General features: G+C 68.7%; 13 protein-coding genes and 1 pseudogene. 2 read left to right on the forward strand and 12 right to left on the reverse strand.

Features of this window, described 5'->3' with window-relative positions; translation table 11 throughout:
* Window positions 1-6: 6 nt before the first annotated feature.
* The 8 genes from atpH to BLW41_RS00860 form a co-directional block, all read right to left on the reverse strand.
* Window positions 7-540, reverse strand: coding sequence for an ATP synthase F1 subunit delta (gene atpH, locus BLW41_RS00825; protein WP_093115354.1), 534 nt, complete (start codon window positions 538-540; stop codon window positions 7-9).
* 8 nt (window positions 541-548) lie between these two features.
* On the reverse strand, window positions 549-1,145 hold the full coding sequence (gene atpF, locus BLW41_RS00830) for a F0F1 ATP synthase subunit B (protein ID WP_093115356.1): 597 nt from the start codon (window positions 1,143-1,145) through the stop codon (window positions 549-551).
* A gap of 4 nt (window positions 1,146-1,149) precedes the next feature.
* Entirely contained in the window at window positions 1,150-1,410 is a 261-nt protein-coding gene (locus BLW41_RS00835) for an ATP synthase F0 subunit C (protein ID WP_093115358.1), read from the reverse strand.
* A gap of 12 nt (window positions 1,411-1,422) precedes the next feature.
* Window positions 1,423-2,334: a F0F1 ATP synthase subunit A gene (atpB, locus tag BLW41_RS00840; RefSeq protein ID WP_218138161.1), complete on the reverse strand. Its 912-nt coding sequence runs from the start codon at window positions 2,332-2,334 to the stop codon at window positions 1,423-1,425.
* Window positions 2,334-2,720: a hypothetical protein gene (locus tag BLW41_RS00845; RefSeq protein WP_093115360.1), complete on the reverse strand. Its 387-nt coding sequence runs from the start codon at window positions 2,718-2,720 to the stop codon at window positions 2,334-2,336. Before BLW41_RS00845 ends, atpB begins: the two co-directional genes overlap by 1 nt.
* A 1-nt stretch (window position 2,721) precedes the next feature.
* The gene (locus BLW41_RS00850; RefSeq protein ID WP_093115362.1) at window positions 2,722-2,913 is read right to left on the reverse strand and encodes a hypothetical protein; all 192 of its coding nucleotides are present in this window, start codon (window positions 2,911-2,913) and stop codon (window positions 2,722-2,724) included.
* Between the two features lie 129 nt (window positions 2,914-3,042).
* Window positions 3,043-4,209, reverse strand: a complete 1,167-nt coding sequence (locus BLW41_RS00855) for a GGDEF domain-containing protein (protein ID WP_093115364.1) — start codon at window positions 4,207-4,209, stop codon at window positions 3,043-3,045.
* Window positions 4,209-5,942, reverse strand: coding sequence for a bifunctional diguanylate cyclase/phosphohydrolase (locus BLW41_RS00860; protein ID WP_143038501.1), 1,734 nt, complete (start codon window positions 5,940-5,942; stop codon window positions 4,209-4,211). Before BLW41_RS00860 ends, BLW41_RS00855 begins: the two co-directional genes overlap by 1 nt.
* A 187-nt stretch (window positions 5,943-6,129) precedes the next feature.
* Between BLW41_RS00860 and BLW41_RS00865 the strand changes: the two genes are divergently transcribed.
* The gene (locus BLW41_RS00865) at window positions 6,130-6,555 is read left to right on the forward strand and encodes a secondary thiamine-phosphate synthase enzyme YjbQ (RefSeq protein ID WP_093115368.1); all 426 of its coding nucleotides are present in this window, start codon (window positions 6,130-6,132) and stop codon (window positions 6,553-6,555) included.
* Window positions 6,556-6,615: 60 nt separating this feature from the next.
* Window positions 6,616-7,695, forward strand: coding sequence for a radical SAM protein (locus tag BLW41_RS11490; protein WP_143038502.1), 1,080 nt, complete (start codon window positions 6,616-6,618; stop codon window positions 7,693-7,695).
* Between the two features lie 350 nt (window positions 7,696-8,045).
* Here BLW41_RS11490 and BLW41_RS11495 read toward each other — a convergent pair.
* From BLW41_RS11495 to prmC, 4 genes and pseudogenes are all read right to left on the reverse strand, one after another.
* Window positions 8,046-8,717 (reverse strand): annotated as a pseudogene (locus BLW41_RS11495) (glycosyltransferase family 4 protein); the annotation flags it as partial.
* 57 nt (window positions 8,718-8,774) lie between these two features.
* Complete coding sequence (locus BLW41_RS00880; protein WP_093115374.1) at window positions 8,775-10,061, reverse strand: serine hydroxymethyltransferase; 1,287 nt, start codon at window positions 10,059-10,061, stop codon at window positions 8,775-8,777.
* A 28-nt stretch (window positions 10,062-10,089) separates the two neighbouring features.
* Window positions 10,090-10,728 (reverse strand): L-threonylcarbamoyladenylate synthase, encoded by a 639-nt coding sequence (locus BLW41_RS00885; protein WP_093115376.1) that lies wholly within the window; start codon window positions 10,726-10,728, stop codon window positions 10,090-10,092.
* A gap of 30 nt (window positions 10,729-10,758) precedes the next feature.
* On the reverse strand, window positions 10,759-11,568 hold the full coding sequence (prmC, locus tag BLW41_RS00890; protein ID WP_218138162.1) for a peptide chain release factor N(5)-glutamine methyltransferase: 810 nt from the start codon (window positions 11,566-11,568) through the stop codon (window positions 10,759-10,761).
* Window positions 11,569-11,607: the final 39 nt, after the last annotated feature.

Genomic DNA, 11,607 nt, shown 5'->3' on the forward strand with positions numbered 1-11,607 from the left:
CCCCTCCTAGGCGGCCGTGGCCACCTCTCGCTTCAGTCTTTCCAAACGGTTACGCACACTCGCGTCGAGTACGACGTTGCCGACGCGCACCACCAAGCCGCCGATCAGCTCCGGATCGACGCGCGTGTCGATGCGCACGCGACGTCCGGTCTGCTGGTCGATCCGCCGACCGATCTCCGACACGAGTCGCTCGTCTAGCTCGATCGGCGCCGCGACTTGGACGTCGAGAATTCCGTGGTGCTCCGCCCACAAGCGCTCGAACTCCCGCCGGATGCGTTCCAAGAGCGGGAATCGGTGACGCTCGGCGAGCAGCTCGAGAAAACGCAGTAGCCGCTCGTCGGCGCCCTTGATGACTTTGCGCACGCCGGCCCGCTTCTCGTCCCGCGAGAAGTAGGGCGAGTTGAAGAAGAGCCTCAACTCGCGACTCTCCCGCAGGGCTTGCGTGACCGCGTCCAGCTCGCTGCGGACGCGGTCGAGCACACCGGCGTCGCGCGCCGACTCGAAGAGCGCTCGGGCGTAGTTGCGGGCGAGTTCCTCCACGCGCCTCCTCAGCGACCGTTACCGCCAGCAGCGGTCCGCTCGGGAGCGAGCGCACTGAAGTCGAGCTCGCGCAGCGCCTCTTCGATCATCCGCTTGTGGTCGTCGGGAGTTAGCGACCGGCGGGTGATGCGCTCGGTTACCTCGACCGTCAGCTCGGCGACTTCGCGACGGATCTGGTCGAGCGCCCGCCGCGTCTCTGCCTCGATGTCGCGGCGTGCCGCCTCGACGAGTTCCTCGCGCTGCTTGCGACCCTCCTCGCGAGCACGGTTGAGCTCTTCCTCGGCTGCCCGTTGGGCGCGCGCGAGAATGTCCTCGGCTTGCTCCCGCGCCTCGCGCAGCCGCGCCCGGTACTCCTCGACGAGCGCGTCGGCCTCACGCTTCGCGCGTTCCGCTCGTTCGATCGACTCCTCGATCTCGCGACGCCGTCGATCGAGGGCGGCAGCAATCTGCGGGAAGGCGTAGCGGTTGAGCAACCAGAGCGTGACCGCGAACGCCACGAGCGTCCAGATCATCAGCCCGAGGCTGGGCGAGATCAGGAAGCTTGAGTCGCCACCGCCTTCGGCGGCGATAACCACGGTCTGGCCGATGTCGATGAGCGCGCTCACCCGATCACAGGAAGAACGCGATGAGACCGAAGATCGCGGCGTAGAAGACGACCGCCTCGATCAGCGCGAACGCCAGCCACTGGATGCTGGTGATCTCCTGGCGCAGTTCCGGCTGGCGCGCGACCGCCTCGATCACCCGGCCGAACATGATGCCCAGACCGATACCGACGCCGAGCGAGCCGAGGCCCGCGCCGACGCCGAGCGCGATCGACTTGAGCCCGGAGTCACTTACGGCGGCGATCGGAAGTAAGAGGTCGGCGAGCAAGCTGTCCTCCTTTCAGTGAGCTTCGGCGGTTGCCTCGCCGAAGTAGATGGACGTGAGCGTGGCGAAGATGAACGCCTGGAGCGTCGCCACAAGGACGACCTCGAAGACGAAGAAGAAGATCGCGAGCGGCAGCGTCACCCAAGCGATCGCGGCGACTCCCAGGAGCACCGCGAGCCCTCCGGCCATGAACAGGATCATCAGGTGGCCAGCGAGCATGTTCGCGAACAGTCGTACCGAGAGCGAGATCAGCCGCACGGAGTGCGAGATCAGCTCGATCGCGAACATCATCGGACGCATCGCGCGTGGCGTGCCGGCCGGAATCCACGAGGCGAGGTAGGCGCGCAGACCCTTCTCGCGGACGCCCTCCAGGTGGTAGGAGAGCCAGACGACCGCGGCCAGCACCAAGGGCACCGAGAGGTTGGCGGTAGCAGCGTAGATCGCAAATGCGGGGAACTCGATCCCGAAGACGTTGACCGTCGCGTGCGTGTTGATCGGGAGGGGGAGGTAGCCGATCAGGTTCGAGACCCAGATGAAGAAGAAGAGCGCCCCGACGAACGGGAACCAGCGGGCAGCGAGTTCGGGCGACATGTTTTGGCGGGCGATCGTGTTGTACGTGAGGTCGTAGAGCATCTCGACCGCCGCCTGTACGCGGTTCGGGCGAGCCTGCATGCGCCGCGCAATCCAGATCATGAAGGCCGCGGTCAGCATGCAAGAGACGATGAGGTAGAAGACCGCCTTGTTGATGCTGAGGTCGAGCGGGCCGATCTTGATCGGCACCCAAGGGTCGAGGCGAAATTCGTCGACCGGTTTGAAAGCCTCGTTCTTCCCCTCCGAGGGGAAGGCCACGAGCAGCAGAATCGTTACCGTCAGGTAGAGGACGATCCCGAGCGTTACCCGCGCACGGACACTCAACCCGGAGAGCATCAGGCGTCCCCTCCTTTGAGCCCTTTCATCCGCCGCGGCAGTTCGACGGCTAAACGCGCCTGCAGCGCCAGCGCCACCAGTACCGCGGCGGTCAGCCCGGACTGACGGTCAACGACGCCGGCACCGAGCAGCGCGAACGCGACCATCCAGGCACGCAGCAAGAGACCAGCCGCGAGGATCCCGAGGCCGGCTTGCGCGCGTCGGAGCGCTCGCGCCCGATGTTCGACGAGCGCCGCAACAGCTCGCTGGAGGCACCACACGGTGGTCGCGACGACGATGCCGAGCAGCGGTGCGGCCACCAGCGTGGCGGCCAGCAGGGCAGCGACCGCCAACACCGCAAGATCGAGAAGCGGCAGGAACCGTGCCGTCCCGGCCGCCCTCCACACCTCAGAGGTCCTTAAAGCGTGCGCGGACAACGACGAACCCGACGACTCCACCGGCGAACAGCCCGACCAGACCGAGCAGGACAGGAACTCCTACAAGCGCCCCGGCTGCGGCGCCCAACCCCGCGCACAGCAGCATCGTCGCCACCAGCGTGAGGCCGGCCCCGGCAGGGTTGACGGGGGACGGCTCGGTCATCTTTGCTGTACCCGTTTTCCATCTACGGAGGATCGAACGTGGTGCACCGGGGCGCGGGCGCCTTGGCTTGCTCCCGCCCGGGTGCGCCACCTTGCGGCCTGAAAGCTACCGAACTCTCGAACTTTGTGACTACTTTGTAACAGGAGGCGCGGGCGGTAGCTCCGCTGCCAGCTTCGTGCGGTCGCGACCCGCTTGCTTCGCAGCGTAGAGCGCACGATCGGCCGCACGCAAAAGGTCACGCCGGTTGTCGGTATCGGTCGGCAAGCAGGCAACACCGAAGCTGATCGTCAGCCCAGGGGGAACCGCCGCCGCGCTGGTGACCCCTCGCCTGATCCGCTCCGCAACCACCAGCGCGCCGGCGGCATCGGCCTCCGGCAACACCAGCGCGAACTCGTCGCCCCCGAAGCGCGCGCCCACATCGATCCTGCGTTTCAGATGCCAAATCGCCCGTGCGATGGCAACCAGAGCGGCATCGCCGGCGTCGTGGCCGGCGGCGTCGTTGAGGCCTTTGAGACCGTCGACGTCACCGAAGACCACGCTCAGCGGGCGACCGCTGCGTCGCGAACGTTCCACTTCGCGGTCGAGCACCGCGTCGAAGCCACGGCGGTTGAGGAGACCGGTAAGCGGGTCTGTGTGGGCGGCGCCCGACAGCCGCTCGGTGAGCGTGACCGCGCGCTCCCGTAAGGCACCGACCAGAAAGCCGGCAACCGCGGCAGTGCCGACGGTCACGAGCCAGCGCTGAGCTTCGCTGCCGCCCCTGCCGACGCCCCCGCCAACGGCAAGTGCCAAGGCCGCAGCGTAGGCGCCGGCGGCGACCGACAAAACGAGTAGCGCTAGCCGCCGCCTCAGCAGCAGGAAAGCAGAGACCGCAACCCATACGAAAAAGAGCCCGTAAGCACTCGCGGCCTGATCGTTGGCGACCGCCATCGCCACCAAAAGGCAGCCGAACAGGAGGCTCGCGAGCGTCACCCAGGTTGGGCGGCTGCGGCGGCCGAGCTGCCACAGATAGCCGCTGGCCGCGATCGCCGCAAGCGCCAGCCCCACAAGCACTGCCAGGCGCGCGTGGGGATTGCGCGGTAGCGCCAGCGACAGGAGGCCGAGAACGCCGCCAGCCAGGAACAGGAGCGCCAGCATCCGCAGGCCAGTGCCGCTGGGATCGAGCAACACCGGGCGCAGATCATCGAGTGGGTTATCAGGGCGCGGGGCGAGCGCTTGCTGAGTCTCTGCGCGCCTCGGATCAAGCGCCTCGCGCCCGCGCGCCAAGGCGCCGCGGCCGGGTCGGTTTGCGCGTGTCATCACGCAAGCGCCCGCAGAAGCGCCTCAACGACACGGCGGTCGAAACGCGATCCGGCCGCGGCACGCAGCTCGGCGGCAGCCTCGTCGTGGCTCATCGCGGGGCGGTAGGGGCGGTCACTGGTCATCGCCTCGTAGGCATCGGCCACCGCGATGATCCGTGCTTCCAGCGGCACCTCGTCACCGTGCAGCCCGAGCGGATAGCCGGTGCCGTCGAGATGCTCGTGGTGCGCGCGTACCCAGGCGCCGAGCTCACGCTGTTCGCTGACCTCCAGCATCCGCGCCCCGACGACCGGATGCGTGCGCACGAACTCCCACTCTTCATCGCTCAACGGACCGGCCTTTTGCTCGACCGAGTCGGGTAGCGCGATCGTGCCGACGTCGTGGAGCAGTGCCGCGAGCCGCACCTGTTCGACCCGCTGTGCCGGCAGTCCCAGCTCGCGTGCTGTGAGCTCGGCGAACCGTGCAACTCGCCGGCAATGGCTCGCGCTGCCCGATCCCAAGCGGTCGACCGCCTCGGCAAGGTCGACCAGCGCCGCCAGCTCGACCGTCGCCCGCTCCTCCCCGCTGCGTTCCGCGGTCCGCGCCGTTTCGAGTTCCGCGCTCGAGATCACCACGCGGTTGCGCCCCAGACGCTTCGCCGCGTACATCGCCTGGTCGGCAGCGGCGAGGAGCGCTTCGAGCGTTTCTCCGTGGACCGGATGCACCGACGCGCCGATGCTCACCGCCACCGGTCCGTATTGGTGCCTCGCAAAGTGTCGCTCGACCGCCTCGCGCAACCGCTCGGCCAGCTGGTAAGCGCCGTGCTCGTCGCAGTCGGGCGCGAGCAGCGCGAACTCCTCGCCACCGTGGCGGGCGGCAAGGTCGAACGCGCGCTTCGACCGTTCGATCACTTGGGCGATCTCGCTCAGTACCTCGTCGCCGGCACGATGCCCGAAGCGGTCGTTGATGCGCTTGAAGCGATCGACATCGATCACGAGGACCGCCAGCGGCCGCTCGCTGCGCCGCGCACGTTCGAGCTCGACGTCGAAAACCTCTGCCAGCGCGCGCCGGGTGGCAAGACCGGTCAAGGGGTCCTTGCCGGCTGCCTCATTGAGGCGGCGTACGAGCCCGGCGACGTAATAGCGAGCCACTGAGACGAGCAAGCCCGCCCCGACCAGACTGGTCGTCGTGGCAAGCCACGCGTTCGCCGGGATCTCTCCCCGCTGCGCCAGCAGAACGCCGCCGTAGGCGGTCGCGATCAGCGCGACGTGGAGCAGCGCCAGCCGACCGGAGAAGAACAGGAAGGCGGCGACCGCTACCCAGGTGTAGGCGAGCGTTCCGTAGCCGCGCTCGGCACCCCAACCGACCACCGTGAGGGTCGCTAGGACCGTCGCCAGGATTACCGCGAGATGGGCGCGCAAGGGCGTCAAGCGCGCTTCCGATAACCACAGCGCCGCGCCGAGCGCGGCTGCGCCCGCCGCCGAAACCAAAAGCAGCGAGCGGTGCGCCGGGTGCTCGCCCGGTAAGAGCGCTGCGACTAGAGCGACCAGCGCGCCGAGCCAGGCCGCCATCGCACCGGCGGGCGCTAGGGCGCTTAAGGGCGCGATTGGCCCATCACGTAGCGCTCCCCGCAGAAGCGGACCGCGGCGCGGTGAGCGCCTGGCCGCTTCGACGATCGGCGACTCGACTTTGATCGCGACTGCCTCCTTGGTGTGGGCAGCGCCGCAAATCGGCGGGCGGGGCGCACCAGGCACCACATGCAGCGCTGCGTCGGGGGTATCTACCCCACGATAAAGCTGCCCCGCCCTGGCGGCCAGTGGCGTCCGTTCGCGAGTGGTCAGGCCTGCTGCGTCGGGCGGTGGGCGCGGCTGCGCCGGGCCGGCGCAGCTGCGTGCGACGATGGGTCGCGCCCGCCGCCGCGCGAGCCGCTAGCTTCGCGCCGTGGCCGTCTGGTTACAACGCGAGCTGGTGCTGCCCCCACGCCCGCGGGGCTTTCACCTAGTGACCGACGAGGTGCTCGCGCAGGTCCCCGAGGTACGGTCGCTGCGGGTCGGTGTGGTGCACATCTTCATCCGCCACACCTCGGCCGCGCTGACGCTCAACGAGAACGCGAGCGCCGACGTCCGTCGCGACTTCGCTGCCTGGTTTGACCGCGCGGTCCCGGACGGGGCCCCTTATTTCTCGCACACCCTCGAAGGGCCGGACGACATGCCGGCGCACGTGAAAGCGAGCCTGCTCGGCAGCGCCGTGTCGTTCCCGGTCGCCGAGGGGCGGCCGCTTCTGGGGACTTGGCAAGGGATCTACCTCTGCGAGTTCCGCGAGCGCGGGGGCCCGCGGCGGTTGGTCGTCACCGTCTTCGGCGAATGAGAGCGCTGGCAGCGAAGTGCGCCGCATGCGCCCGTCCGACCGTGCTGCGAACATGTGTTCGTGCGCTGGCAATCGCTCGACGTAGCAACCGACACGCCACCCCTGCCGGGTTTCGAGGAAGTAGCGCGCGCACGTCACTTCGACGCCCCGGAGGCGCTCGACGTGACCTTCTACGAGATCCGCGCTCGTTCACTGCTCAATCGGCTGCCCGAACGCTCGCGGATGCCGTTCCGCTGGACGATCAACCCGTATCGCGGCTGCGCCCACGCTTGCGTTTACTGCTTCGCGCGCCCTAGCCATCGCTACCTAGACCTCGATCCTGGTCGCGATTTCGAGCGTCGGATCGTCGTCAAGGTCAACGCCCCCGAGCTTGCGCGCGCGGAGCTCGCGCGAGCGACCTGGCGACGGGAACACGTGGCCCTCGGCACCAACACCGACCCGTACCAGTGGGCCGAGTCGCGTTACCGCCTAATGCCGGGAATTTGGCAAGCCTTGCGGGATGCCGCAACGCCGGCCTCGGTCCTCACCAAGTCGCCGCTGCTGCTCCGCGATCTGCCGCTTTTGCGGGAGCTGGCCAGCGGTCCCGGCTTCGAGGCCGGGCTTTCGATCCCGACCATCGACGAGCGCGCCTGGCGCGAGACCGAGCCGCACACGCCGCACCCGCGGGCGCGGCTCGAGGCGGTCGCCGAGCTGGTCCGGAACGGCATTCCTACGACCGTCTTGGTGGCCCCGCTAATGCCCGGTGTAAACGATCGTCCGGAACAGGTGGAGCGCATTCTCGAGGCGGCACGTGAGGCCGGCGCCACGCAAGTATCTGGCATCGCCCTCCACCTGCGCGGCGAGGTACGGGAGTTGTTCATGAGCTGGCTGCGCGAACGCCGACCGCAGCTCGTTCCGCTCTACGAACGCCTGTACGCGCGCGGCGCCTATCTGCCGAAGCAGGAGCGTGCGCGGCTGCAGCAGCTAGTGCGCTACGAGCCCGGCTCGCCGCGAACCGCTTCGAACTCGCCGGTCTCGATCTCCCGCTCGATCTCGCGTTCGATCGCTTCGCGCGAGAGCGCGGGCAGCTCACCGGTCTCGACGCGGCGTTGGATGTCTCGCTCTCGCCAGCGCCGAAACTTGAGGATCTCGAGCACGTAGACCACGTACACGCTGGCGGCCACCGCGATCGCTCCGAACACCGCGAGCAGCGCCGCCCACCCCGGACGCAGGTGTCCCGCCTCGTCCGAGTAGGGGACGAAGCGCAGCGCCAGCGCTAGCAGGGCGAGGGAAAGCGACCACCCGTAGAGGTACATAACGGTGCGCCGCTGCGAGAAACCGATGTTCGCGAAGCGGTGGTGGAAGTGCCAGCGGTCGGGCGCGTACACGGGCCGGCGGTACTTGATGCGCTTGGCGATCACGAAGGTCGCGTCGGCGGCCGGTACCGCCAACACCATCAGCGGGAAGAGCAGCGCCACGACCGCCGCAGTCTTCAGAACCCCCTGGATCGCCACGCAGGCAAGGAGCAGGCCGAGCAGATTCGACCCGGCGTCGCCCATGAAGACCGAGGCGGGATGAAAGTTGTGACGAAGGAAGCCGGCCGCGGCCCCAGCCGTGAGAGCCGCGAGCACGCCCGCCGCGTCGCGGTCGAGGGAGAGCGCCAGCACCGCGAACGTGACCGCCGCGATCAGACAGACGCCGGCTGCAAGCCCGTCGACGCCGTCCGTCCAGTTGACGACGTTCACGACGGCGACGATCCCTAGCAGGGTCAAGGGGGGACCGGCCGGGCCGAGGTCTAGCGCCCCCAGGAAGGGCAGCGTGACGTGGTCGACATAGACCCCTGCCGCGACCGGGACGGAGGCGGCAGCCAGCTGTCCCATTAGCTTGGGCACCGGGTGCAAGTCGAAGCGGTCGTCCAGCGCCCCGAGCAACGCGATCAGCGCAGCACCCGCTAAGACCCCCAGGTACTCGCGTTGGAGCGGCAGAAAAACGAGCCCGGCAGCAATTACCGCGGCGAGAATCGCGAGTCCACCGAGTCCCGGCGTCGGGCGTTCGTGAAGGTCGCGTTCGCGCGGCACGTGGATCACCCCCAGGCGCCGCGCCAGTCGTGCGCTAAGCGGCGTCGCGAGCCACGCGACGACCGCCGCGAGAGCAAACGCGCCGACCGCGTCCCGCACTCCCACGGCGAGGGAGGCTACCGCGGGGCTTCCCTAGACCCAGCGTCCGGCGCTCGGTTTCGGCTAGGCAGGCGCCGCGGCCTGCGGCGAGACGTACAGCGGGTGGCGCTCAGCGAGCACGCGCACGCGCTCCCGCAGCTCGCCTTCGAGAGCAGTGTCGAAAGGCTGCGTCAGAGCGGCCGCGATGATGCGGCCGACTTCGCGGAAGTCATCGCCGACGAAGCCGCGGGTAGCGAGCGCCGGCGTACCGATGCGCACGCCCGACGAGACCATCGGCGGCCGGGGGTCGAAGGGAACGGTGTTGCGGTTGACCGTGATGCCGATCCGATGCAAGCGATCTTCAGCCTGCTTGCCGTCGAGCTCCGAGCTCCTCAAATCGACCAGCACTAGATGGACATCGGTGCCTCCCGTGAGCACGTCGAGACCACCGGCGATCAGCTCCTCGGCGAGTATCGCCGCGCCCTCACGGGTGCGGCGCTGCCGCTCGCGAAACGCCTCGCTAGCTGCGATCCGCAGCGTCACCGCCTTGGCAGCAATGGCGTGCATCAAGGGGCCTCCCTGGATGCCCGGAAAGACCGCCGAGTCGATCTTCTTCGCTAGCTCCCCGCGGCAGAGAATCATCCCGCCGCGCGCTCCCCCGAGTGTCTTGTGAGTGGTGGTGGTGACGACGTCGGCGTAAGGCACCGGGTTCGGGTGCTCGCCAGCTGCTACCAGACCGGCGAAGTGGGCCATGTCGACCAACAGATAGGCCCCCACCTCGTCGGCGATCTCCCGGAAGCGGGCGAAGTCGAGCTGGCGCGGGTAAGCCGACCAGCCAGCGATGATCAGACGCGGCCGGTGTTCACGCGCGAGGCGTGCGACCTCGTCCATGTCGACCAGGAAGTCGTCTTTGCGGACGCCGTACGCGACGACCTGGAAGTAGCGCCCTGAGAAGTTGAGGCGCATGCCGTGCGTCAGGTGACCGCCGTGGTCGAGCTTCATGCCGAGGATCGTGTCGCCCGCTTCGAGCAGCGCCATGTAGACGGCGGTGTTGGCCTGGGCGCCAGCGTGCGGCTGCACGTTCGCGTGCTCGGCCCCAAACAACGCCTTCGCTCGCTCGATCGCCAGCGACTCAGCCACGTCGACGTGTTCGCAGCCCCCGTAGTAGCGGCGCCCGGGATACCCCTCCGCGTACTTGTTGGTGAGGACCGAACCCTGGCAATCGAGCACCGCGCGCGGGACGAAGTTCTCGGAAGCGATCATCTCGAGCGTCGACTCCTGACGCGCTCGCTCAGCGCGCAGCGCGGCCGCTAGCTCGGGGTCGACCTCCTCCAGTGGACGCTGAAAGAAATCCGCAGGCAGATCCGCCATCGCCGGGACGGTACCACCGCCCCGCGACCTAACGACCGAGTGCGCGCGCGACCTCGCCTTCGGGAACCGCGCCCTGCCGAACGATCCGCCAACGCCCCTCGCGCTCGTACTCGGTGAGGTCGATCACGGTCGAGGGTGTGCCCGGGAGCACGCCGCCGTCGAGAGCCAGATCGACGGCCGCCAGGATGCTCGGATCGACCTCGTCGATGCTCCGAGCGTCGCGCCCACCGGACGGGTTAGCGCTGGACTGCAGCACGCACACCCCGACTCCGGAAAGCGGCGCCAGACGCCCGACGAGTCGCGGCACCCGCAGCCCCAGTACCTGCGGTCGCGGCCCACAGGCCAGCGGGTAGCGGCGATCGGGGTTCGGCAAAAGCAGCGTTACGCCACCGGGCAGCAACCGTTCGCAGGCGGCACGAGTGCGCGGACCGAGGAAGCCAAGCTCCGCGAGAGCGTGCTCGCGCGAGAAAAACATCACCGCCGACGGTTTCGCAGGAGGTCTGCCTTTGATCTCGTAGAGGCGCTCGACAGCTCGTGCGTCCTCGGGATCGCAGGCCAACCCGTAGACGGTGTCAGCGGGAAACAAGACGACGCCGCCGCTGCGCAGCGCGCGTTCGAACTCGGCTATCGCCTCGGGATCGTCCGTGTTTCTCACTGTTGTCGCCATCGCCGTGTCTGTCGGAGCTAGAGCGCGTGTTTAGGGAACGAAGCCGACGGTAACCCGCGGGTGACCGGCCAAATCGCAAAGGGTCTGGGGCTCGCGAAGAAGCGCTCGCACCTCGTCCGCTTGGTGCGGTGCGTGCTCGAGGGCCATCCGTTGCCCGCGGGGCGCGACCGCGACGAGCGCGGCGATCAGCTCGCTGCCGTGCGGCCCGGCAACCAGCGCCGAGCGCGGCTCGTAGAGACGAATCTCCGGTGCCAGTTCTGTCCACTCGTGCTCGGCGACGTACGGCAGGTTGGCGACCACGAGGTCGGCGCGGTCGCCACCTTCACGCCGCAGACGTGGCGGCAAGAGGTCGGCGACCTCGAAGAACACGGGCAGCCCGAGGCGCTGGGCGTTTTCGCGCGCGACCGCGATCGCGGCCGGCGCGCTGTCGGAGGCGGAGATCCGCAGGTCCGGACGCTCCGCCGCCAGCGCGAGCGCTACGGCTCCCGAGCCGGTGCCGACATCGTGAACCGCTCCGCCCGCAGGCGTGCCGAGAGCTACCTCCACCAAGAGCTCGGTTTCCGGCCGTGGCACCAGCACCCGCCGGTCGATCGTTAGCTCGATCGTGCGGAACGCCCGTCGGCCAATGATGTACGCGAGCGGCTCCCGGCGCTCGCGACGTACCAGCCACTGCTCAAGCAGGGGCCGCGCCTCGACGGGAACTTCCAGCTCCGGGTTGGCCACAACCTCCCACCGCTCCCGTCCCAGCGCGGCGGCCACCAGCAGTTCCGCGTCGAGGCGCGGACTCGCGCAACCGGCGCGCGCGAGTCGCGCCACCGCGGTGCTGAGGAACTCACTCACCGACACTGTCGGCGGCGAGTCGCTCGGCGAGGAAACGGT

Origin of the sequence: Thermoleophilum album, from assembly GCF_900108055.1 — a bacterium.
Taxonomy (GTDB): domain Bacteria; phylum Actinomycetota; class Thermoleophilia; order Solirubrobacterales; family Thermoleophilaceae; genus Thermoleophilum; species Thermoleophilum album.

Coding starts and splice junctions, on each gene's coding strand:
- BLW41_RS00850 (WP_093115362.1), bottom strand. CDS start 2,913: ATGACCGAGCCGTCCCCCGTCAACCCTGCCGGGGCCGGCCTCACGCTG.
- BLW41_RS00855 (WP_093115364.1), bottom strand. CDS start 4,209: ATGACACGCGCAAACCGACCCGGCCGCGGCGCCTTGGCGCGCGGGCGC.
- BLW41_RS00885 (WP_093115376.1), bottom strand. CDS start 10,728: ATGGCGACAACAGTGAGAAACACGGACGATCCCGAGGCGATAGCCGAG.
- BLW41_RS00880 (WP_093115374.1), bottom strand. CDS start 10,061: ATGGCGGATCTGCCTGCGGATTTCTTTCAGCGTCCACTGGAGGAGGTC.
- atpB (WP_218138161.1), bottom strand. CDS start 2,334: ATGCTCTCCGGGTTGAGTGTCCGTGCGCGGGTAACGCTCGGGATCGTC.